Here is a 22,710-nt window from a genome sequence, read left to right on the forward strand (position 1 = left end):
GCCTACTTCACCGCCAACCGCAAAAAGCTCATCACGCTGCCGAGCGCGGCAAAGCCCGCGCCGAGCGCCAGCGCCAAGGTCGCGCCGTCGTGGCCCGCGAGCGCGAAGCAGGCCGCGGCGATCGCCGCGCCGGTGGTCTGCCCGATCAGGCGCGCGGTCGCGACGATGCCCGAGGCGCTGCCGCTCCTGTGCGGCGGTGCGCTCGACATCACCGCCTTCATGTTCGGCGCCTGGAAGAAGCCGAAACCCATGCCGCAGATCACCATCCGCCAGATGATGTCGGCGATGGCAGGGTTGGCCGGAAGCGTCGCGAGCAGCGCCATGCCGATGCCGAGCAGCACCAACCCGATGCCGCCGAGCAGGCCTACCGAATGGCGGTCGGACAGGCGCCCCGCGATCGGCGCCATGATGCCGACCACCAGCGGCCACGGCGTCATGAAGAAGCCGGTCTCGACCTGCGAGCGCCCGAGCACGTCTTCGAAATAGAACGGCAGCGAGACGAAGGCGAGCCCCTGCACGGCGAAGGAGCACACCGCGGTCGCGGCCGACAGGGCGAACATCGGCCGGCTGAACAGGTCGATCGGTAGCATCGGCGCCGGGTGATCGGCGTGCCGGCGCGTCAGGATGAAGCCGAGCACGAGGGCCGTGACCAACTCGACACCCACGACCACCGGCGACAGATTGTGCGCGGCGCTGCCGATGCCGGTGATGAACAGGCCGAGGCAGGCCGCCGCCAGCATCGCGCCAAGAAAGTCGAACCCGTGGTCCGCCCGCGGCGTCTTCGGCAGCATTGCAACGCCGATGCCGATGGCGACGAGGCCAAAGGGAATGTTGACCGCGAACAGCCACGGCCACGGGCCGACCGCCAGGATGGCGGAGGCGACCGACGGTCCGACGGTGAAGGCGGTTGCAACCACCAGCGCGTTGTGGCCGAAACCGCGGCCCTGCATTCGGCCGGGATAGACGAAGCGTACCAGCGCCGTGTTGACGCTCATGATGCCGCTGGCCCCCAGCCCCTGCAGCGTGCGCGCGACCAGCAGGCTGTCGAGCGACCAGGCCACCGCGCAGAGCAGCGAGGCGATGGTGAACAGGATCAGGCCGCCGAGATAGATGCGCTGGTGCCCGACGATCTCGCCGAGCGCGCCCAGCGGCAGCAGCGTCGCCACCAGCGCGATCTGGTAGACGTTGACCACCCAGACCGACTGCTCCGGCGAGACATGAAGATCGGCGGCAATGGCGGGCAGGGCGATGTTGGCGATCGCGGTGTCGAGCGAGGCCATCGCCAGCGCGGTGAAGATCGCGGCAATTGCCCAGCGCCGCTGCGCGGGCGGGAGGCCATCAGATGTGGTGTGGTCGGGCTCGCGCGCGGCGGCAGGTAACGTGATTGTCATTGCCTTGGTGTCATTGCGTTCGCGCGTTGCCCGGGCGGCGTGGCGATAGCGGAATTTGGCATGTACTACGGCTGGCTTCGCTTCCACAGGCATATGCCTGCATGCGGTGTATGCGCGAAGCTGAGGCGATGCCCGCTCGCGCTGGCGTATGATCGCGCCGCTGCTGCAAATGTCAGGGGATCGCCATGCGAATCGTCGTTCTGCCCGGTGACGGCATCGGACCCGAGATCACGAGTGCGACATCCGGCGTGCTGCGCGCGGCGTCCGAGCGCTTCCAGCTCAATTTGCGCCTGGAGGAGCACGCGGTCGGGCACGCGAGCCTGAAGCTGTCAGGCACGACCGTGCGCCCCGAACTGCTCGATATCGTCCGCGCCGCCGACGGCCTGATCCTGGGCCCGACCGCGACCTTCGACTTCAAGGACGAGGCGCATGGCGAGATCAACCCGTCCCGGCACTTCCGCAAGAACCTCGACCTCTACGCCAATGTCAGGCCCGCGCGCACCTATCCGGTCAGGCCGGGCCGCATCGGTGATTTCGACCTCGTCGTGGTCCGCGAGAACACCGAAGGCTTCTATGCCGACCGCAACATGGAGCAGGGCAACGGCGAGATGCTGGTCACGCCAGATGTCGTGATCTCGCTGCGAAGGATCACGCGGCTCTGCTGCGAGCGCATCGCGCATGCCGCCTGCCGTCTGGCGATGAAGCGGCGCAAGCATCTCACCATCGTGCACAAGGCCAATGTGCTCAAGATCGGGGACGGCATGTTCCTCGACATCTGCCGCGAGGCCGCGAAGGCCTATCCGGGCCTTGGCGTCGACGACATCCTGGTCGATGCCATGATGGCGCATGTGGTCCGCAACCCCGGTCGTTTCGACGTCATCGTCTCCACCAACATGTTCGGCGACATCCTGTCCGATCTCACGGCGGAGCTTTCCGGCAGCCTCGGCCTCGGCGGCTCCCTCAATGTCGGTGACCGCTACGCCATGGCGCAGGCCGCGCACGGCTCGGCGCCCGACATCGCCCGGCAGGACGTCGCCAATCCGGTTTCGCTGATCCTGTCGACAGCCCTGCTGCTCGCCTGGCACGGGGAGAGGAGCGGCGCCGTCCGCTACGAGGAGGCCGCGCGCGCGATCGAGGCGGCGGTGGCGAAGGCGCTTGGCAAGGGCAGGGCGACGCGCGATGTCGGCGGCAAGCTAGGCACCATCGCAGCGGGCGCGGCAATTGAGGAGATCCTGCAGGCGGGGTGAGCGGAGCCGGCACATTTTTTTCCCCAGGCTCAATGCAAAATTTCGAAAAACAACCCCATGCACAGTAGAACGCCATTGATCGATAAGGCAATTTCGGGCCGATACACGACCGCATTTGCCGCTGCGGTCAATTTGACTCGTCGGGCAAAACACCGGCAGCGGTTTAGCCCGTCAAGGCTGAAGGGCCACAATCTGATACAAGACCACGGCGGCGCCGAGACAGCGCCGCCAAGGGTTGACGCCGCGAAGGATTTCGTCGAAGCCCCAGATGATCAGGCCACCCCTCATGACGATCTTCAATGCGGTGTTGGTTTGACCTGCGGCTGGCAATAACCAGAGCAGAGCCGCAGCAACGATCACGATCCAAAGGATCAGATTCGGCCACTGCGCGATGGTGATGGCACCAGTTTCACGATTCCGGAAGAACCACCGAAAGAATCGCCGCACGATCGACCGTGCCGATCAGAGCGCAACCTCGCCCTCTTCACGGCCTTTCCAATAGGTGATCCGGTTGGCTTTCACCTTGATCAGGACGATGCCCGGCGTGTCGATGCCGTGCTCGAACCACTTGTCGAGGTCGCTGGTCCAATGCTTTTGAAGGACGGCTTTGTCCCGGATCAGCTCGGCGGTGCCCTCGACGGCCACGTAAATCCCTTGCGAGAAGAGACCCGCTTCTGACGAAAATCCGAGCGCGACTTTCGGATTTCGCTGGATGTCCGATACGGTCCGGGCCTGATCATACGTAAAGTAATACGAGGTGCCATCGTAGGCGACATCGCCGTTGTTGCTCATCGGACGATTGGCGATCTCGCCGTTGTCGGTGTGGGTCGAAAGAATGGCGATGTCGATACCGGCCATGTCCTTTGCGATCTCGGCCAGCAGTTTCTTGGACATGAACTTTCCTCAGTAAGGGTTGAGCAACGGCTTCAGCAACGCGCCGCGCGCGCTCTATGCTTCCAAAATGAAACCGCCCCCGACACAGCCGGAGGCGGTATAAATCAGATCGGATTAGTGGCCGGTGCCCGGCTTCGTGGTCTTCGGGGGCTTGCCGTCTTCCATGCGGCCCTCATTGCGAAGATCGCGTCCCTCTTGCGCCTTGCGCTGGCTCTCGGGATCCTTGCCGTGCTCGTTCATCTCTTCCTTGACGTAGCCGGCGCCTTCCTTGATCTTGCCTTCAACGCTCATGGTGTTCTCCTTATCATATAGGAGACAACGCGTTGGCCGGTTGACCGTTCCGGAATTAGACTGACGCCAATTTGCGCGGAACCTACCGGCTTGCGAATGCCGATGATCGGGGCGTTCCCACCTTTCGCGCGGTGCCGGGACTGGGCTCCGGGCGACCGAGACGTTGACCGGTCGGGCTAAACACTGGCAAAACACGATCGTGGCGGAGATCGCGGCGTGAATGTATCGACGGTGAACGCCGGCACTTCCAGTGGATTGACCTATGACATCTGAGAGCGACGGCATCAACCTCGCAGCCAAGCCGAGCGGAACGGGTTGCGCGGACTGTTCAGCGGCAGGCGGGTGGTGGTTTCATCTCCGCAGATGTACCGAATGCGGCCACATCGGCTGCTGTGATGCGTCACCCAACCAGCATGCGTCGAAGCACAACGCGGCGACAGGTCACCCGATCATCACGAGCTTCGAGCCGGGCGAGCGATGGTTTTACGACTATCGGACAGGAGAGGCTTTCGTCGGCCCGAAGCTTCAGGGCCCTCAATCCCATCCGTCGGATCAGCCGGTGCCGGGGCCGGCTGGGGCCGTGCCTTCAGACTGGCAAACACGGCTCCACGACTAGGCAGCAGCTCGAGCCATTGGCTGAGCATCGACGACCCACCGACCGATTTTGTCCCTACAGCATGGCCCGCCACGCCGGTGTTCTGGAGTGCATGTTGTTTGCAGGGGCGGCAGGCATCGTGGGTAAGGCACTTGCGAAACCCATCATGCTTGATCTTGAAAGCGGTCGATGGGTTTCGCTGCGCTCTACCCATCCTACGGGGGCGGTGATCAACGACGAAGTCAGAGCGCAAAATACACCGTCATCGCTGTCACGATCAGGCCCAGCACGACGGCGAGCACCAGTTCGGCCTTGATGCCGGCGGCGGAATGGGGTTGTGCGTCGTCGATCATTCGGCCGATCCTGATGAAGCGAATGAGCGAAATCACGATCATGGCGATCCCGATCAGGATCAGCGCCAGGCCGTCATAGTGACTGAACGCGCCCGTGAAGCGATCGAATTGCAGTCGAGACCCGATCTCCGTCCTGCTGGCTTCGGCGATGGTTCGGACGAACAGGTTGAGTTTCTCGACGACAAAGCCAAACGCGATGACCGCGATGCCCGTCCTGACCCAGGCGAGAAAAGTCCGCTCGTTCGCGGCGTGGTCGGAGTATCTCTCGATCATCGACTCTCTCTGGATGTTGTCGATCGGTTTCGCTGCGCTCTACCCGTTCTACGGCTGCCTCCTAAAACTGATACCGCCGCAATCCCCCATCCACCGGGATCACCGTGCCCGTGATGTAGCGCGCCACCGGTGAGGCCAGGAACACCGCGAGTGCCGCCAGATCCTCCGGCTCGCCCCAATAGCCCACGGGGATTTCCTCTTCCGCAAAGCGCTCGCGATAATCGGGCGCGTAGTTGCGGCGGATCTGCTCGCTCATGATGCGGCCGGGCGGGATGCAGTTGATGGTGATGCCGTGCTCGCCGATCTCGCGCGACAGGCCCTTGGCCCAGGCATGGACCGCTGCTTTCGCGGCGAAGGCGGCGTTGAGGCCTTCGGGCTCAGACTTGCCGGTGATGTTGACGATGCGGCCCCATTTGCGCTCGATCATCTGCGGCAGCAGCGCATGCGCGATGCGGCGATAGCTAGTGAAGTTCAGCGCGATCGCCTCGTCCCATTTGCTGTCGGGCGCATCGACCGGCAGCGGGCGGCTGCCGCCGGCATTGTTGATGAGGATGTCGACATGGCCGAGCTCCTTCGATGCAAAGGCTGCGATCCTCTCCGCCGCGTCCTTGGCCATCACGTCCTGCTCGAACGGCGTGATCAGCCCGGAGCCTTCCTCCTTCACCAGCTCGGCGAGAAGATCGGTGCGCCGCGCCACGACGACGACGCGCACGCCCTCGGCGGCGAGGCCCTTGGCGATGGCGCGGCCGATGCCGATGCTCGCGCCGGTGACGACAGCGGTTTTCGATTTGAGCCCGAGGTCCATGGTCACACGCTCTCTTGTCTGGTTCTTGCTTGTTGCTGTTCGTTGCCTGCCCGTCCCGCGAGCCTTGCGAATTGCCTGAGCGGGACGAGCAGTGGTAACCAAGAGCGGCGTTGAAGGAAACACGAAAAAGAAAAGGCGTTGAGCGATGGTCTGGGATCCGCAGCAATATCTGAAATTCTCCGGCCACCGGCTGCGGCCCGCCGTGGACCTCTTGATGCGAATTCCGGATTTTGGCCCGCGCGAGATTGCCGACCTCGGCGCCGGTACCGGCAACGTGACGAAACTGATTAGGGAGCGCTGGCCGGAAGCGAGCGTGACCGGCGTCGAGGGCTCGGCCGAAATGGTTGCCGCCGGCCGCAAGGCTGCCCCCGACGTGAAATGGTCGCACGAGGATCTCGGCGATTGGCATCCCGCCAGACATTACGACTTGATCTATTCCAATGCCGCACTGCACTGGTTGCCCAATCATGCGGCATTGTCTCCGTCGGTCATGGAGAAGGTGAAGCCTGGCGGCATGATTGCAGTGCAGATGCCGCGCAACTTTCTGGCGCCCTCCCACGTGCTGATCGGCGAGACCGCGCTCGATGGTCCGTGGCGGTCCAAGGTCGAGCATCTCGTCACGCCGCCGCCGGTCGAGGGGCCGGCCTTCTATCACGATCTGCTTGCGCCGATGTCCGATAACATCGACATCTGGGAGACCGAATATCTGCAGGTGCTCGAAGGCGAGAACCCCGTCAAGGAATGGACCAAGGGGACTTGGCTGACGCGCTACCTCGACGTGCTCGCAGGCGAGGAAAAGATCGCATTCGAAGCCGCCTATGGCGCGCGGGTTGCGAAGGCCTATCCGAAGAATGCGGCGGGGCAGACCCTGTTTCCGTTCCGTCGCCTGTTCATGGTCGCCCAGCGTAAGAGCTGATGCCTTGCCGCAATGCGACATAAGCGTTCTTTCGGCTGAACGGGCGCGGATCGCGGGTTGCCTTGACAGCTTCCGTCAAGATAGCTTGGCTGCGGCAAATTGGGCTTAGGTCTAGTTGTTCGGCATATGGATTGCTGCCACTACTGACCTGCAAAACAAAAAGAACCCGATTTTTCGAGGTTGTTGGGGAGGTCTTCATGCGCAAACTGCTTCTCGCGGTCGCGGCCGTCGCGCTGGTTCTGGCCCCTGCCGTCGGGCAGGCGCAAACTCCGATCGTCATCAAATTCAGCCACGTCGTCGCCAACGACACCCCGAAAGGGAAGGGTGCGCTGAAGTTCAAGGAACTCGCCGAGAAATACACCGACGGCAAGGTCAAGGTCGAGATCTACCCGAACTCCACGCTCTACAAGGACAAGGAGGAGATCGAGGCGCTGCAGCTCGGCTCAGTGCAGATGCTTGCGCCCTCGACCGCGAAATTCGCGCCGCTGGGCATCAAGGAGTTCGAGGCGCTCGACCTGCCCTGGCTGTTCAAGGACGACCAGACCTATTCCAACGCGATGAAGGGCACGGTCGGCAAATGGCTGTTCCAGAAGCTCGAGGCCAAGGGGATCACGGGGCTCGCTTATTGGGACAATGGCTTCCATATGCTCTCCGCCAACCGTCCTCTGGTGAAGCCGACCGATTTCCAGGGCCTGAAGGTCCGCATCTCCGGATCGAAGGTCGCGGACCAGTATTTCCGCCTGCTCGGGACGATCCCGCAGATCATGGCGTTCTCCGAAGTCTACCAGGCGCTACAGACCGGCGTGGTCGACGGCTGCGAGAACACCGCGTCCAACTACCTGACGCAGAAATTCTACGAGGTGCAGAAGGACATCACCGTGTCCTATCACGCGCATCTGCAATATGCCGTCATCGTCAATTCGAAATTCTGGTCGGGGCTGCCGCCCGATATCCGCACCCAGCTCGACAAGGCGATGGCGGATGCGACCGACTACACCAACTCGATCGCGCGCCAGGAGAACGAGGACGCGCTGGCCGAGATCAAGAAGACCGGCAAGACGACTCTGCATTACCTCACCGACGCCGATCGCAAGGCCTGGCAGGAGGCGATGCAGCCGACTTATAAATGGGCAAAGGGCCGAGTCGGGCAGGAGGTGCTCGATCTCGTCGCCAAGGAACTCGACGTCAAGATGAACTGACGGCCGCGCCCTAACGAGAATAAATAGCAACGGTCGGGGGTGATCGCACTCCCGGCCGTTTCGCTCTTGAATGGACGAGCCAATGCTGGGGGAACGAAGTTGCTGCGTGTGCTGAATCGTGTGCTCAATCATCTCGAGGAATGGCTGATCGCGACGATGATCGCGGCTGCGACGTCGCTCATCTTCGTCGCCGTGCTGCACCGCTACGGCGCCGGCCTGTCGATCGACATCGCCAAATGGGCGGAAGCCCGAAACCTGACCTTCCTCGCCGTCCCCATGCGGGCTGCGTTCGTCTGGCTCGCGGCTCTCGACCTGTCCTGGGCGCAGGAACTCTGCATCTACATGTTCATCTGGATGGCGAAGTTCGGCGCCGCCTATGGCGTGCGGACCGGCATCCATGTCGGCGTCGACGTGCTGGTCAATATCCTGCCCGGCGGGTCGCGCCGGCGCGTCATCACCTTTGGCTTGCTGTGCGGCGCGCTCTTCACCGCCATCGTCGCCTATTTCGGCGCCGCTTTCGTCGGCCAGATGTGGCAGACCGGCCAGCAGTCGAACGACCTCGAGGCGCCAATGTGGATGGTGTATCTCACCATTCCGATCGGCTCCGGCTTGATGTGCTTCCGCTTCCTGCAGGTCGCCTGGTCGTTCTACCGGACCGGCGAGCTGCCGCATCACGACATGGCCGGCGTCGAAGGCGTCGAGGTGGATCCGGTGCATCCTGCCCCGGTGACGCCCACCCAGGTCGTCCGGGACGAGCGCAGCCCGCTCGGCTGGATCCTGATGCTGCTGCCGGTGCTGATCGTCGCCTTGTGCTTCGCTCATTCGGCTCACGTCATCACGCTGCCGCAGGGCCTGCGCGTCGTCATCGTGTTCGCGCTGCTGCTCTCCTTGATGCTGACGGGCATGCCGATCTCGATCGCGCTTGGTCTCACCGTGCTCAGCTTCATGTTCACGCTGACCGACGTGCGAACGGAATCGGTGGCGCTGAAGCTGTTCACCGGCATCGAGAATTTCGAGATCATGGCGATCCCGTTCTTCATCCTCGCCGGCAACTTCCTGACCCATGGCGGCGTGGCGCGGCGGATGATCAATTTCGCAACCTCGCTGGTCGGCCATTGGTATGGCGGTCTGGCGCTGTCGGGTGTAGTCGCCTGCGCGCTGTTCGCCGCGATCTCCGGCTCTTCGCCGGCGACCGTGGTGGCGATCGGCTCGGTGATCCTGCCGGCGATGGTCGCACAAGGCTTTCCGAAGCGGTTCGGCGCCGGCGTCATCACGACGTCGGGCTCGCTCGGCATCCTCATCCCGCCGTCGATCCCGATGGTTCTCTACGCCGTCTCCACCAACAGCTCGGTCGGCAAACTGTTCATCGCCGGCATCATACCGGGACTCGTGCTGGCGTTCCTGCTCGGAGCCACGACCTTCTATCGCGCCTGGCGCAACGACTATCCGCGGATGCCGAAGGCGACGTTCATGCAGCGCTTCGATGCGTTCCGCAAGTCGATCTGGGGCATCCTGCTGATCGTGATCGTGATCGGCGGCATCTACAGCGGCCTGTTCACGCCGACCGAGGCTGCCGCCGTCAGCGCGGTCTACGCCTTCTTCGTCGCGGTGTTCATCTACAAGGATCTGAAGCTGCGGGACGTGCCGCGGGTGCTGCTGTCGTCGGCGAATCTGTCGGCGATGCTGCTCTACATCATCACCAACGCCGTGCTGTTCTCGTTCCTGATGACCTACGAGAACGTGCCGCAAGCGCTGGCGCAATGGATGATCGACCAGGGCTTGGGGTGGATCGGCTTCCTGCTGCTCGTCAACCTCCTTCTGCTGGTGGCGGGCAATGTGATGGAGCCGTCCTCGATCATCCTGATCATGGCCCCGATCCTGTTTCCGGTCGCGGTCAAGCTCGGCATCGACCCCATTCATTTCGGCATCCTGATGACGGTCAACATGGAGGTCGGCCTCTGCCATCCGCCTGTCGGCCTCAATCTCTACGTCGCCTCGGGCATCGCCAAGATGGGCATCACCGAGCTCACGGTCGCGGTGTGGCCATGGCTGCTGACGATGCTGGGATTCCTGGTGGTGGTGACCTACTGGCCGGGCCTGTCGTTGTGGCTGCCGAGACTGCTCGGGATGTAATGTGGGCGAAGGATCACGCATGGCTAACGCGCGGTTAATCCGCGCGCTAAAATGTCAGCGTGGTGCGACGCACCCCTTTTTACGGATGTGAAGTAGGACCATGCCAGCAGATGGGAGCTGGCATGTTCTTCGACAGAATGGAATCCGGACGGGCGTCGATTTCCGACGCCGTCTATCTGGAAGTCATCGTGGGCCTTCACGGCACCACGATGCCGAACATTCTCGCGGCGGCCTGCCTCGCAATGGTCGGCGCCATCACGACCTACGAGACCGGGGACATGGTGACGGCGATCCTGACGGTCGCCGGTGTCATGGTGGCGATCGTCCGTCTGTTCGAAATTCTTGCTTTCCGCCGTCGTCTCACGCGTTCACCGCAACTGGATCGGGCCGAGGCCGCGACCTGGGAGTGGCGCTATATTGCCGGCACCGTTGCGACGGCGCTGGTGCTTGGCGTGTTCGCCGCGCGCAGCATCGTGCTCGGTGATGCGCTTTGTTCCGTGATGGCGATCGGGATCGGATTCGGCTTCGGTGCCGGCGTGGTGGCGCGGCTGGCGCTGCGTCCCGTCGCGGCGCTGCTCGATCTGGTCGCGATCGCCGCGCCCACCGCGATCGTCACTTTCATGCAGCCGGATCTGCGCCACGTCGGCCTCGGGCTCCTCATTCTGATGTACGTGGTCGCGAGTTTCGAGATGGTGCGGTTGAGCTTCAACGCCTCGATCAGCCAGATCACGCTGAAGCGGAAATTCGAGCAGCTCGCGCGCTCGGATTCGATGACCGGCGTATCCAACCGCTCGGTGCTGGCGGCGGACCTGCCCCTGATGCTGTCAGCCGGGATGGTTGCGGTCCATACGCTCGATCTCGACCGCTTCAAGGAGGCCAATGACCGGTTCGGCCATCCCGCCGGTGATGCGCTGCTGAAGCAGGTCGCCGGGCGGCTCAAGGCGCTCGTCACGCAAGACGATTTGTTGATCCGCATGGGCGGCGACGAATTCGTCCTGGTGCAGGGCGAGGCGGCTGATGCTGAGGCGATGGCGCAACGCATCGTGCAGTCGATCAGCGCACCCTACGACGTCGACGGACAGCTGATCGATCTCGGCGTCAGCGTCGGTGTTGCCGTCGCGCCGGACGACGGGCGCACCGCGGAGGCGCTGCTGTCGCGCTCCGACAAGGCGCTGTACCGGGCCAAGCAAAATCGCGGCGGCTACGTGTTGGCGCGGGAATTGCGGGCGGCGGAAGCGGCTGTTGCAACGGCGGTCACCGAAGCACTGGCCGTGCAGGCGGCATAGACGGTGCCACCTTCTCCCGCGAGGGGAAGGGAAGAAGAGACATCCAATGTCCTCTCGCTTCCTCCGGTGATGGCAATCGACCGCGAGATGCGGTTAGATGCCGCCCAACGGGCCGGGAGGAAAAACATGACTGACATCAGCAACGAGCCAAAGGACGCGAGCGCGTCCGTCATCGCGCAGCAAGCGGCAATGCTGAACGCGCTGCCGTTTTACGACACGCGGGATTTCGACGACGCCGCGCGCGGCTTCCTCGGCACGATCGACAATGCGGCGATCACGACCTCGCAGGGGCGGACGGTCTGGAGCCTCGAGCCGTACGGTTTTCTGTCCACTGAAGAGGCCCCGCCGACGGTCAATCCGAGCCTGTGGCGCCAGTCGCGGCTCAATATGCAGCACGGCCTGTTCGAGGTCGTGCCCGGTGTCTACCAGGTGCGCGGGCTCGACATCGCCAACATGACGCTGATCGAAGGCGACAGCGGCGTCATCGTCGTCGACACCCTGACCTCGATCGAGGGCGCGCGGGCCGCGCTCGATCTCTATTTCAGGCATCGCGGCCTGAAGCCGGTCGCGGCCGTCATCTTCACGCACACCCACACCGACCATTGGGGCGGCGCGCGCGGCGTGCTGGAGGAGGACGCGCTGGCCACTGCTCGGGTACCGATCATCGCGCCGAATTTGTTTATGGAGCACGCGGTGTCCGAGAACATCATCGCAGGCCCCGCGATGCTGCGCCGTGCCCAGTACCAGTTCGGGCCGCTGCTCGCCAAGGGCGCGCGCGGGCAGATCGATTGCGGGCTCGGCAAGTCGATGGCGGCGGGTTCGGTCGCGTTGCTGCGCCCGACCGACCTGATCATGACGACCGGCGACAGGCGCGTCATCGACGGCGTCGAATTCGAATTCCAGATGGCGCCGAACAGCGAAGCGCCGGCGGAGATGCACTTCTTCATCCCACGGTACAAGGTGCTGAATCTCGCCGAGAACTGCACCCACAATTTTCACAATTTGCTGCCGTTCCGCGGCGCCGACGTGCGCGACGCGCTGGCCTGGTCGAAATATCTGGGCGAGGCCTTGCAGCTCTGGGACGGCAAGGCGGAGGCGATGTGTGGCCAGCATCACTGGCCGGTGTGGGGACGTGAGCGCATCGGCACGATGATCCGGCAGCAGCGCGATCTCTACAAATTCGCGCACGACCAAACCATTCGTCTGATGAACCACGGCCTCACCGCCGCCGAGATCGCCGAGACGATCCGGTTGCCGAAGAGCCTGGACGGCGCCTGGCACGGCCGCGGCTATTACGGCCACATCCGGCACAATGTGAAGGCGATCTATCAGAAATATCTCGGCTGGTACGACGCCAACCCGGTCAATCTCGATCCGCTGCCGCCGGTGGAGTCCGGAAAGAAATATGTCGAATACATGGGCGGCGCCGACGCCATCCTGGCGCGGGCGCGTGCGGATTTCGACAAGGGTGAATTCCGCTTCATCGCCCAAGCGCTCGGCCATCTCGTCTTCGCCCAGCCTGATCATGCGGCGGCGCGCGCGCTGCTCGCCGACACGCTGGAGCAGCTCGGCTACGCCGCCGAAAGCGCGACCTGGCGCAACGCCTATCTGTTCGGCGCGCAGGAATTGCGCTTGGGCATGCCGAAGGTGCCGGCGCGCCCGCCGATGCCGCGCGAAACGCTGGCTGCGCTGCGCACCGGGCAGCTCTGGGACGTGCTCGGCATCCGCCTCAACGGTCCGAAGGCGGAAGGAAAGCACATCGTGCTGAACTGGAATTTCTCTGACACCGGCGAAACCTTCGTGCTCAATCTGGAGAATTGCGCGCTCACCTACGCCGAGGGTGTGCAGGCGGAGGGCGCCGATGCCAGCTTCACGCTGGCGCGCTCCACGCTCGACGAGGTGATCGCCAAGCTGACGAGCTTTCCGGAGGCGGTCGCGGCCGGCAAGGTCAAGCTCGCGGGCAACCCGATGAAGCTCGCCGAGCTGATGGGCCTGATGGACGAGTTTCCGCGGATGTTCGAGATCGTCGAGCCGAAGCGGGCGGTGGTGAGGTAGACACTCGCCGCAGCGGTCTCACGTGCCCCGGACGCAGCGCAGCGCCAAGGGCGCTGCGGCGCGTCGGGGACACGAGAGTATCGGAGACGACTTACTCCGCGCTGCTCACCAGCTTGATCCGCGGCGCCTTCTGCTCGGCGAGGCGGCGGTAGGCCGCGAGATAGTCCAGCGCCATGCGCCGCGCGGTGAAGCGCGTCTCGAACTGCTTGCGGATGGCAGCGCGGTCGAGTTGCGCGAGGCGGCCGACGACACCGGCCGCGCTGAGAAGGTCCTCGACGATGAAGCCGGTCAGCCCCTCGTCGATGATCTCGGGCACCGAGCCGCGGTTGAAGGCAACGACCGGCGTGCCGCAGGCCATGGCTTCGATCATGACGAGGCCGAACGGTTCCGGCCAGTCGATCGGCAGCAGAAGGCCGAGCGCGCCGCTCAAGAATTCCGACTTCTCGTGATCGCCGATCTCGCCGATGAACTCCACCAGCGGATTGTTCTCGATCATCGGCCGGATCAACTCGTCATAGTAGTCCTGGTCGGCGCGATCGACCTTGGCCGCGATCTTCAGCGGAATGCCGCAATGGGTTGCAATCTTGATGGCGCGGTCGACGCCCTTCTCGGGCGCGATGCGGCCGAGCACGGCGAGATATTCCTGCTTTGCCGGCTTCGGCGTCAGCAAATTCTCCGGCAGGCCGTGGTAAATCGTCTGCACCCAATTCGCCTGCGGCACCGGCCGCCGCTGCGCATTGGAGATCGAGACGACGGGCATCTTGGAGAAGGTGTTGAAGACCGGCTGATGCTCCGGAAGATCGAGCCGGCCGTGCAGCGTGGTCAGGAACGGCGTCGGCTGCCGGTGGAACAACGACCACGGATAGTAGTCGAGATGGAAGTGGAGGAAGTCGAACTCCTCGTCGTCACATTTCTGCCGTACGTGCTCCAGGAGCACCATGTGCAGCGCGTTGGGATCGCGCACGGAACCGTCGAGGCGTAGCGCTCTCGGCCACAGCGCATCCAGCTTGGCTGATGTCTGGGAGTCTCCGCTGGCGAACAGCGTTACGTCGTGCCCAAGGGCCACCAGCTCTTCCGTCAACCAGTGCACCACCCGCTCGGTGCCGCCATACAGCTTGGGTGGAACAGCCTCTGTCAACGGAGCTACCTGCGCTATGCGCATCTCACCATCTCCTCTGTGCGATCATGATCGTAGAAGCCCCCGCCATGTTTCGGCACCGGCATGCCAAGGTGGGAACGTTCTCGCATTTGCGAAGTTCCTTCCTCCGACCGTTACTTCTTCGACACACTGCAGCGTGGTCGCGATGATGCCATCACCTCTTCTCACATCGTCCGCATCCGCGTGTCGTGATCGCAATGCCCGGGAACCGCGGCGAAGCCGTCGATGTTCAGTCGGCTAAGACAAAAAACTCAAATCAACATAACGGGGCGATAGCCTATGGATCATCTTTCTGGATATGCGCGCAGGCCATTTGCCTTTGTCTTGCGCTATCTTCGGATGCGAATGGCATCGCATCTGGTGATCGTGATTGCGGTTGTTGCAGCGGTTGCCTGCTCCGTAGGCACTCAGTACGGGGTCAAATCCCTTGTCGACGCCTTGTCTGCGGGGCCCTCGCAAGGCGGCGGCGTATGGCTGGCATTCATTCTGCTCATGTCACTCATCACTGCCGACAACTTCCTGTGGCGTATCGCCAGCTGGACGGCGAGCTTCACCTTCGTTCGTGTCACGGGTGATTTACGGCGTGACATATTTCGTCATCTGACCGGACACGCGCCGAGCTACTTCTCGGACCGGATGCCAGGCATGCTGACGAGCCGCATTACGGCGACGTCCAACGCGGTGTTCACGGTCGAAAACATGTTCGTCTGGAACGTGTTGCCGCCCTGCATTGCCACAATTGCGGCAATCGCCTTGATTGGAACCGTCAGTCCTTACATGGCGCTCGGCTTGATCGTCATCGCCGGTGGCATGGTGCTCGCGATGTTCCGTCTCGCCGCTGCGGGCAAGCCGCTGCATGACGACTTCGCGGACAAGGCCGCCGTCGTCGACGGCGAGATGATCGACGTCATCAGCAACATGCCCTTGGTGCGGGCCTTCTGCGGTATCGGCCACGAGCATGAGCGGTTCGACGCGACGGTGAACCGGGAGTTGACGGCGCGAAGCCGTAGCCTGCGTTATCTCGAGAAGCTGCGGCTGCTGCATGCCGCCATAACTGTGGTTTTGACGGTCGCGTTGATGGCCTGGGCCGTCACGCTCTGGCAGAAGGGCGAGGCGACCACCGGCGACGTCGTGCTGGTCTGTACACTCGGCATCTCCATTCTCAGCGCTACCCGCGATCTCGCGGTGGCGCTGGTGGACGTCACCCAGCACGTCGCGCGGCTGACAGAAGCGATTGCCACGCTGTTGGTGCCGCACGAGCTGCGCGATCATCCCGACGCCGAGCCGCTGGTGAAGAGCGGCGCGGCGATCGCGTTCAACAACGTCAGCTTCGGCTATCCCGGCGGCGACAAGATCTTCGAGCGTTTCAGCCTGCGGCTTCAGCCCGGCCAGCGCGTCGGTCTTGTCGGGCAATCCGGCGGCGGCAAGTCCACGTTGTTCACGCTGCTGCAGCGCTTCTACGATACCGACGAGGGCAACATCACCATCGACGGCCAGGACATTTCGAAGGTCACGCAGCTCAGCCTGCGCGAGGCGATCTCGGTCGTGCCGCAGGACATTTCCCTGTTTCACCGCTCCATCCGCGAGAACATCCGCTATGGCCGGCCGAACGCTACCGACGACGAGGTGCTGCGGGCCGCGATCGCGGCGCGCTGCGATTTCATCGATAGCTTGCCGGAGGGGCTCGACACCATGGTCGGCGACCGCGGGGTCAAGGTGTCCGGCGGCCAGCGCCAGCGCATCGCGATCGCGCGCGCCTTCCTGAAGGATGCGCCGATCCTGCTGCTGGACGAGGCGACGGCGGCGCTCGACAGCGAATCCGAGGAGGCCATCCGCGAGGCGCTGTCGCGCCTGATGCGCGGCCGCACCGTGATCGCGATCGCGCACCGGCTGGCGACGCTGCGCAATTTCGATCGCGTGGTGGTGCTGAGGAATGGCAAGATCATCGAAGACGGCTCGCCCGAGCGTCTGATGCAAGGCCATGGGCCCTATCGTGAACTGGTCACGCAGGAAATGAGCCGGCTCGCACAGGCCGCAGCGTAAACCAACAGTCGCGTTATCGAGTCGGTTGCGTCTTGAAACAAGCGCAGGGGATCAGCTCATGTCGGCCGAAGCCGTAACTCACCTCGCCTCTGTCACGCGAACCTCGGAGCAGGTCGCGGAGCAGCCCTTCTACATCCCGATGACCGGGCCATCGGCACGGCCGCGGCGATCCCTCAAGCACGACGACATGTTCATCGTGCTCGACAGCCATGGCGACATCGGCGCCTCGGCCGGCGGGCCGGACGGCCTGTTTCACTACGACACCCGCTATCTGGCGCGGCTTGAGCTGGTACTCGACGATCTCCAGCCGCTGCTGCTGGGCTCCAACCTGCGCGACGACAATTCGGCGCTGACGGTCGACCTCACCAACCCCGATATCTACCGTCAGGAACGCCTCGTCCTCCAGAAGGACTTGCTGCACATCGTGCGCACGATCTTCCTGTGGCGTGGCACGGCCTATCAGCGCATCGGGGTGCAGAACCATGGCGATGCGCGCGCCAGTTTCGAGTTGACGCTGCTGTTCGACAACGACTTTGCCGATCTGTTCGAGGTCCGCGGCGAGCGCCGCCCGCACCGCGGCACCGGCACGGGCAAACTGCTTAGTCCTACCGACGTGCTGTTCGAATATCGCGGCCTCGACGACACCGAGCGCACCACGGGTTTGCATTTCGATCCCCGCCCGACGCGGCTGTCGGTGAATGCCGCGACCTGGCAGCTCGAGCTGGGCCCGCATGAATCCAAGTCGCTGTTCGTGGCCGTGTCCTGCAACCGCCCGATCGCCGAGAAGCCCGCACGCTTCTTCCGCGGCCTGCTCGCACATCGCCGCGAGATGCGGCAGTCGACGATGGGGGCGGCGAGCGTCGAGACCTCGAACAACATCTTCAACGAGGTGCTGTGCCAGGCCATGGCCGACCTCAACATGCTGATGACGGAGACGCCGCAGGGGCGTTATCCCTATGCCGGCATTCCCTGGTATTCGACGACGTTCGGCCGCGACGGCCTGATCACCGCGCTGCAGATGCTATGGGTCGATCCGCGCGTCGCCAAGGGCGTCTTGCGCCGCCTCGCGCATTTCCAGGCCAAGGCGGTGGATCCGCTCGCGGACGCCGCGCCCGGCAAGATCCTGCATGAGATGCGCGGCGGCGAGATGGCGGCGCTGCGCGAGGTGCCGTTCGCGCAATATTACGGCAGCGTCGATTCGACCGCGCTGTTCGTGCTGCTCGCCGGAAGCTATTTCGAGCGGACCGGCGACGAGAAGACCCTGATCGAGCTGTGGCCGGCGATTGAGGCGGGGCTGGCCTGGATCGACGGTCCCGGCGATCCAGACCAGGATGGTTTCGTCGAATACCAGCGCGCGACCGAAAAGGGGCTGGCCAACCAGGGCTGGAAGGATTCCTACGATGCGATCTTCCATGCCGACGGCCAGCTTGCCGAAGGATATATCGCGCTCGCGGAAGTCCAGGGTTATGTCTACGCCGCCAAGCAGCTCGCCGCGCGTTGCGCGCTGCGGCTCGGCAAGCCGGACCTCGCGCGCAAGCTCGAGGCCGAAGCCAGGACGTTGGCTGAACGCTTCGAAAAGGCGTTCTGGTGCGAGGAGCTCGGCACCTACGCGCTCGCCCTCGACGGCAAGAAGCGGCCGTGCAAGGTGCGGACCTCGAACGCCGGCCAGGTGCTGTTCAGCGGCATGATCCGCGAGGACCGTGCCCGCCTCGTCGCCGCCGATCTGATGGGGCCGCATTTCTTCTCGGGCTGGGGCATCCGTACCGTCGCGCGAGGCGAAGTGCGTTACAACCCGATGTCCTATCATGACGGGTCGATCTGGCCGCACGACAACGCGCTGATCGCCCTCGGGCTGTCACGCTATGGCCTCAAGCATTCGGTCGCGCATGTCTTCAAGGGGCTGTTCGACGCCGCCACCTATATGGACCTGCGCCGGTTGCCCGAATTGTTCTGTGGTTTCCGGCGTGAGAAGCGCCGCGGCCCGACGCTTTACCCGGTCGCTTGCGCGCCGCAGGCCTGGGCCAGCGCGACGCCGTTCACGCTGCTGGAGGCGGCGCTCGGCATCGAGTTCGACGTGGCGCGCAGCGAGATCCGCCTGCGCAACCCGCATCTGCCGGCGTTCCTCAACGAGGTGATCCTGCGCGATCTGCGCCTCGGCGAATCCAGCGTCGATCTTCGTGTCAGCCGCCACGGCGACGACGTGGCGCTGGAAGTCTTGCGCACGCGCGGCCGGATCCAGGTCTCGATCGTGCTGGCGCGCTAGTAACGCGCAGGGAGAGTGTCATGCGTGCGATCGGAGCATTTATCCTCGGTATAACCGTCTTCGCGAGCGTGGCTGTTACCACCGGGCGCGCCGCGGACGAGCCCCCTGCTGGTGCGAGCGAGGCGAAGGCGCCGGCGACCCAGCCGCCGGCCTCGACCGTGCCCGTCACGCCGAAGGATGCCGCGCCGCCGCCTTCGGTGACCATCATCGGCGCGAGCGAAGCCCATGGCGTGCTCGGCCGCGACGTGCGCAGCGCCGCCGGCGAGGACATGGGGCGGATCGTCGACGTCATCGTCGATCGCAGCGGCCATGTCCGCGCTGCGGCGATCGACTTCGGCGGGTTTCTCGGCGTCGGCAGCCGCAAGATCGTGGTGGACTGGAACGCATTGCGCTTCGGCAAGATCGCCAACAAGAAGGACAGCATCACGCTGGAATTGACCAAGGCGCAGGTCGCGGCCGCGCCGGAATACAAGGAAGACGCGCCGATCGTCGTGCTCGGCGCGTCCGGCAGCCTTCAACCACTCCAAGTGATCCAGTGACGTGCGGGGAGGGTTGACCGCCTGTGCTGTTGTCGAGGAAGCCGTACCCTGCAGATCGTGACGGCCGCTCCGAGCAGGTCAGCGTCGCTGCGCCGTCGGCCGCGCGCATTCCTGCGCCGTCGCGCCAGAGCCTGCGCGGCCTCGACTGGTTCATCTTCTTCCTCGCCGACGTGCAGACAGGGTTCGGTCCCTTCATCGCGGTCTATCTGACGACCCAGAAATGGACTCAGGTCGAGATCGGCCTGGTGCTGTCGATCGGCGGTATCGTCGCGTTGATAGGTCAGATGCCGGGCGGGGCGATCATCGATGCCGCGAAATCGGAGCGGCTGGTCGCAGGCCTTGCCATTGCGGCCATCGGCTGCTGTGCACTCGCTTATGCCGCGATGCCGATCTTCCCGGTCGTGGTGGCCGCGGCCACCTTGCACGCGGCGGCGAGCTGCGTGCTCGGGCCGGCGATTGCGGCAATCAGCCTTGGCCTGGTCGGGCCGTTCGCGATCGGTGAGCGGCTCGGCCGCAACGCGCGATTTGCCTCGCTCGGGAGCGGCGTTGCCGCGGCGGTGATGGGCACCGTCGGTTATCTGCTGTCGAGCCGGGCGGTGTTTCTGGTCACCTTCCTGCTCGCGATCCCGACCCTGATCGCTCTCTTCCGCATCCGCGAGAATGAGGTCGACATCAGGCGCTGTCACGGCGAGATGCCGCCTGACGCCACGGAGCGCGGCGACACCAACATCTGGCACCTGATCCGGCAGCGTCCGCTGATCGTCTTCGCTCTCAGCGTGCTGCTGTTGCAGCTCGCCAACGCCTCGATGATGCCGCTGATCGCAAGCGCTGTGACGGCGCGGTCCGCCCAGTGGGCGACGGTGCTCGTGGCCTTTTGCATCGTCGTGCCGCAAGCGATCGTGGCGCTGCTGTCGCCGACGGTCGGGCGCAAGGCGCAAGCGTGGGGCCGGCGGCCGCTGCTGCTGATCGGATTCGGCGCGCTGATGATTCGCGGCCTGCTGTTTGCGACCGTGCGCGATCCCTATCTGCTGGTCGCGGTGCAGGTGTTCGACGGCATCACCGCGGCGGTGTTCGCGGTGATGATTCCGCTGATCGTGGCCGACGTCGCCTTCGGCAGCGGGCACTTCAACCTTGCGCAGGGCATCGTCGGCACCGCGACCGGCATCGGTGCATCGCTGAGCACCGCGCTCGGCGGGTATGTCAGCGACAAGTTCGGCAATGCCACGGCGTTCATCGGGCTTTCCGGCGTGGCCGCGACCGGACTCTTGCTGATTCTTTTCGTGATGCCGGAGACGCGGCGCACGGGATGATTCGCGACCCAAACAAAATGGCCGGCCGAAACGCGTTCGGCCGGCCAAGTGGGTAGGGAATAGGAAGATTGGCGAAGATCAGGCGTCGAGATGTTGCAGGCGCTGACGGTTGCGCAGCACGATCTGGCGGGCGCCGGAGAAGCCCAGAATGCCCTGGGCGTGAAGCTGCGACAGCGCGCGCGACACGGTTTCGAGGGTGAGACCGAGATAATCGCCGATGTCGCGGCGGCACATCGGCAGCGCCATCATGCCGGCAACGGCAAGGCGGCGGTCCATTTCGAGCAGGAAGGTCGCAACGCGCTCCATCGCCGTCTTGCGTCCCAGGAGCAGCATGTGATCCTCGGCATGGCGCAGCTCGCCGGCCGTCATGGCCCAGAGCTTGCGGGCAACCTGAACGTCGGTGCCTGCGGCCTTCTCGAGGCTGGCGCGCTTCACGAGGCGCACGGTGGTGTCGATGATGGCTTCGGCGGCAAGGCGGTGAGCGGGACCGGATTCGAGCCCGAACACGTCACCGGGAAGATGGAAGGCGCCGATCTGGCGGCGGCCGTCGGACAGGAGCTTGTAGCTGCTCACGGCGCCTGACACGACCTGGTAGACATATTCGGCCGGCTCGTCCTCGCCATAGATCTCCTCGTCCTTGCGGTAGGAGAACTCGGTGGCGACGAGGCCGACATGGCCGGTGATGGCGCCAAACTGGTCGGTGACAGGATGGGCGGGGGCGATCTTGCCGACGATCTGGGTGTTGATCGCCTGGGTGTTGAGGGTCTGGGTGAGCATCTGCGCCATCTCCGTTGTGATGGCGCTTTGGTACGCGGTATCGGGGGCTTCGAAAATTTCGAGCGATATCTTAAGGGGGTCTACCTACGTAGAATCCCGTAGGTCACGCGCGGGGGCGCTCCTGGATGGCGTGGCGGATGCACTTGACCAGGTTTTCCTCGAGAAGCGGCTTCAGAACCACGTCTTTGATGCCCGCCGTCGCAGCCCGGGTCGAGATGTTCTCGTCGGGATAGCCGGTGATCAGGATCACAGGCGCGTCGCGGTCGGATTTGCGTAATTGGCCGGCCAGCTCGATGCCATTGATGTCCGGCATCTTGTAGTCGATCACATAGCAGTCCGCGCCGGACGTACCGCTCGCGTTGAGCAGCGCGGTGCCGCTCCTGAAGGTCCGCACGGCAAAGCCGTCGGTCTCCAGCAGGAACCGCAGCGATCCCAGGACGGCGGCATCATCGTCGACCACAAACACGGTGGCTTGTGGGGAGGACGACGCCTGGGCGCCATGTGAGCTGACCTCGATCATGGTGTCTGGTTAGCACGGCGCCAAAAAGCGGCCTTGACCTGCCTCAATCGTTGAGCATCCCGGCGCGCATCGCCAGCCGGACCAGCTCCGAAAGGCTGCTCGCCTGCATCTTGGTCATGACGTTGGCCCGGTAGACCTCGATGGTGCGCGGGCTGATGTCGTATTCGCGGGCGATCAGCTTGTTGGACAGGCCCGCGATCAGCCCCTCCATCACCTGACGTTCACGCGGGCTCAAGGAGGCAACGCGCGCAGCGATGTCCTGGGCGACGGCCTCGTTCTTGGCGGCCGGCTCGGCCTGCCGGATCGCGGCTTCGATCATGGCGACGAGGCGGTCGTCCTCGAACGGCTTTTCGAGGAAATCGACGGCCCCGAGCTTCATCGCCTCGACCGCGAGCGGGACGTCGCCATGACCCGTCATGATCAGGATGGGAAACGGGCTCTGCTGCGCCTTCAAGCGCTTCAGCAGCTCGATTCCATCCATGCCGGGCATGCGCACGTCCGAGACGACGCAGCCGAAGCCGAGGCCGGGCAGGGCATCGAGAAAGGTGAGCGCGTCGTCGAACAGCGTGACGCCGAAGCCGGCGGAATCCAGCAGGAAATTCAGCGAATCGCGCATCGCCGCGTCGTCGTCGATGACGTAGACATGTCCCTTGGTCGTCAT

At 64.2% G+C, this 22,710-nt stretch carries 21 protein-coding genes and 1 pseudogene; 12 read left to right on the forward strand and 10 right to left on the reverse strand.

All coding sequences use genetic code 11. The features are described 5' to 3' along the window. Window positions 1-2: 2 nt before the first annotated feature. On the reverse strand, window positions 3-1,391 hold the full coding sequence (locus C7G42_RS15350) for an MFS transporter (RefSeq protein ID WP_106949820.1): 1,389 nt from the start codon (window positions 1,389-1,391) through the stop codon (window positions 3-5). Between the two features lie 185 nt (window positions 1,392-1,576). Between C7G42_RS15350 and C7G42_RS15355 the strand changes: the two genes are divergently transcribed. After that, complete coding sequence (locus C7G42_RS15355) at window positions 1,577-2,638, forward strand: isocitrate/isopropylmalate dehydrogenase family protein (RefSeq protein WP_106949821.1); 1,062 nt, start codon at window positions 1,577-1,579, stop codon at window positions 2,636-2,638. Window positions 2,639-2,809: 171 nt separating this feature from the next. Here C7G42_RS15355 and C7G42_RS15360 read toward each other — a convergent pair whose 3' ends face one another. The 3 genes from C7G42_RS15360 to C7G42_RS35300 form a co-directional block, all read right to left on the reverse strand. Continuing rightward, entirely contained in the window at window positions 2,810-3,085 is a 276-nt protein-coding gene (locus C7G42_RS15360) for a hypothetical protein (protein WP_106949822.1), read from the reverse strand. Between the two features lie 15 nt (window positions 3,086-3,100). Continuing rightward, window positions 3,101-3,532, reverse strand: a complete 432-nt coding sequence (locus C7G42_RS15365) for a pyridoxamine 5'-phosphate oxidase family protein (RefSeq protein WP_106949823.1) — start codon at window positions 3,530-3,532, stop codon at window positions 3,101-3,103. Window positions 3,533-3,646: 114 nt separating this feature from the next. Then, window positions 3,647-3,823 carry a hypothetical protein gene (locus C7G42_RS35300; RefSeq protein WP_199580927.1) on the reverse strand — a complete coding sequence of 59 codons (177 nt, stop codon included), beginning with the start codon at window positions 3,821-3,823 and terminating at the stop codon, window positions 3,647-3,649. A gap of 262 nt (window positions 3,824-4,085) precedes the next feature. Here C7G42_RS35300 and C7G42_RS15370 point away from each other — a divergent pair, with 262 nt between their 5' ends. Beyond that, the gene (locus tag C7G42_RS15370) at window positions 4,086-4,439 is read left to right on the forward strand and encodes a UBP-type zinc finger domain-containing protein (protein ID WP_106949824.1); all 354 of its coding nucleotides are present in this window, start codon (window positions 4,086-4,088) and stop codon (window positions 4,437-4,439) included. Between the two features lie 221 nt (window positions 4,440-4,660). Here the strand turns inward: C7G42_RS15370 and C7G42_RS15375 are convergent, their stop codons facing one another. Continuing rightward, a complete protein-coding gene (locus C7G42_RS15375) occupies window positions 4,661-5,044 on the reverse strand; it encodes a YidH family protein (RefSeq protein ID WP_106949825.1) in 384 nt (127 codons plus the stop codon). 61 nt (window positions 5,045-5,105) lie between these two features. Beyond that, window positions 5,106-5,849 carry an SDR family NAD(P)-dependent oxidoreductase gene (locus C7G42_RS15380; protein ID WP_106949826.1) on the reverse strand — a complete coding sequence of 248 codons (744 nt, stop codon included), beginning with the start codon at window positions 5,847-5,849 and terminating at the stop codon, window positions 5,106-5,108. A gap of 145 nt (window positions 5,850-5,994) precedes the next feature. On the opposite strand from C7G42_RS15380, the gene C7G42_RS15385 reads away from it, so the two are divergent. The 6 genes and pseudogenes from C7G42_RS15385 to C7G42_RS15405 all read left to right on the forward strand — a co-directional run bounded on the left by C7G42_RS15385 (window position 5,995) and on the right by C7G42_RS15405 (window position 13,438). Continuing rightward, a complete protein-coding gene (locus C7G42_RS15385) occupies window positions 5,995-6,765 on the forward strand; it encodes a methyltransferase domain-containing protein (protein ID WP_106949827.1) in 771 nt (256 codons plus the stop codon). Between the two features lie 197 nt (window positions 6,766-6,962). Beyond that, window positions 6,963-7,964, forward strand: coding sequence for a DctP family TRAP transporter solute-binding subunit (locus tag C7G42_RS15390; protein ID WP_106949828.1), 1,002 nt, complete (start codon window positions 6,963-6,965; stop codon window positions 7,962-7,964). A 156-nt stretch (window positions 7,965-8,120) separates the two neighbouring features. Further along, a pseudogene (locus C7G42_RS36235) lies at window positions 8,121-8,600 on the forward strand (TRAP transporter small permease); the annotation flags it as partial. Window positions 8,601-8,816: 216 nt separating this feature from the next. Next, window positions 8,817-10,097 carry a TRAP transporter large permease gene (locus C7G42_RS36240; RefSeq protein ID WP_245427790.1) on the forward strand — a complete coding sequence of 427 codons (1,281 nt, stop codon included), beginning with the start codon at window positions 8,817-8,819 and terminating at the stop codon, window positions 10,095-10,097. A gap of 122 nt (window positions 10,098-10,219) precedes the next feature. Further along, window positions 10,220-11,383 carry a GGDEF domain-containing protein gene (locus tag C7G42_RS15400; protein ID WP_106949830.1) on the forward strand — a complete coding sequence of 388 codons (1,164 nt, stop codon included), beginning with the start codon at window positions 10,220-10,222 and terminating at the stop codon, window positions 11,381-11,383. Window positions 11,384-11,509: 126 nt separating this feature from the next. Beyond that, window positions 11,510-13,438, forward strand: a complete 1,929-nt coding sequence (locus C7G42_RS15405; protein WP_106949831.1) for an alkyl/aryl-sulfatase — start codon at window positions 11,510-11,512, stop codon at window positions 13,436-13,438. A 91-nt stretch (window positions 13,439-13,529) separates the two neighbouring features. Here C7G42_RS15405 and C7G42_RS15410 read toward each other — a convergent pair whose 3' ends face one another. Then, the gene (locus C7G42_RS15410) at window positions 13,530-14,600 is read right to left on the reverse strand and encodes a glycosyltransferase family 4 protein (protein WP_106949832.1); all 1,071 of its coding nucleotides are present in this window, start codon (window positions 14,598-14,600) and stop codon (window positions 13,530-13,532) included. 276 nt (window positions 14,601-14,876) lie between these two features. On the opposite strand from C7G42_RS15410, the gene C7G42_RS15415 reads away from it, so the two are divergent. Genes C7G42_RS15415 through C7G42_RS15430 form a run of 4 tightly spaced genes read left to right on the forward strand, consistent with a single transcriptional unit; the run spans window position 14,877 to window position 20,752 of the window. Next, window positions 14,877-16,640, forward strand: coding sequence for an ABC transporter ATP-binding protein (locus tag C7G42_RS15415; protein ID WP_106949833.1), 1,764 nt, complete (start codon window positions 14,877-14,879; stop codon window positions 16,638-16,640). A 58-nt stretch (window positions 16,641-16,698) separates the two neighbouring features. After that, window positions 16,699-18,903, forward strand: a complete 2,205-nt coding sequence (locus C7G42_RS15420; RefSeq protein WP_106949834.1) for an amylo-alpha-1,6-glucosidase — start codon at window positions 16,699-16,701, stop codon at window positions 18,901-18,903. Window positions 18,904-18,923: 20 nt separating this feature from the next. After that, window positions 18,924-19,442: a PRC-barrel domain-containing protein gene (locus C7G42_RS15425; protein WP_199580928.1), complete on the forward strand. Its 519-nt coding sequence runs from the start codon at window positions 18,924-18,926 to the stop codon at window positions 19,440-19,442. 23 nt (window positions 19,443-19,465) lie between these two features. Next, window positions 19,466-20,752, forward strand: coding sequence for an MFS transporter (locus C7G42_RS15430; RefSeq protein WP_106949835.1), 1,287 nt, complete (start codon window positions 19,466-19,468; stop codon window positions 20,750-20,752). A gap of 78 nt (window positions 20,753-20,830) precedes the next feature. Here the strand turns inward: C7G42_RS15430 and C7G42_RS15435 are convergent, their stop codons facing one another. The 3 genes from C7G42_RS15435 to fixJ form a co-directional block, all read right to left on the reverse strand. After that, entirely contained in the window at window positions 20,831-21,529 is a 699-nt protein-coding gene (locus C7G42_RS15435) for a helix-turn-helix domain-containing protein (RefSeq protein WP_162307431.1), read from the reverse strand. 103 nt (window positions 21,530-21,632) lie between these two features. Continuing rightward, window positions 21,633-22,049 carry a response regulator gene (locus C7G42_RS15440; protein WP_106949836.1) on the reverse strand — a complete coding sequence of 139 codons (417 nt, stop codon included), beginning with the start codon at window positions 22,047-22,049 and terminating at the stop codon, window positions 21,633-21,635. Between the two features lie 43 nt (window positions 22,050-22,092). Further along, window positions 22,093-22,710 (reverse strand): response regulator FixJ, encoded by a 618-nt coding sequence (fixJ, locus tag C7G42_RS15445; RefSeq protein ID WP_106949837.1) that lies wholly within the window; start codon window positions 22,708-22,710, stop codon window positions 22,093-22,095.

The sequence above is a fragment of the Bradyrhizobium sp. MOS003 genome (assembly GCF_003020125.1).
Taxonomy (GTDB): domain Bacteria; phylum Pseudomonadota; class Alphaproteobacteria; order Rhizobiales; family Xanthobacteraceae; genus Bradyrhizobium.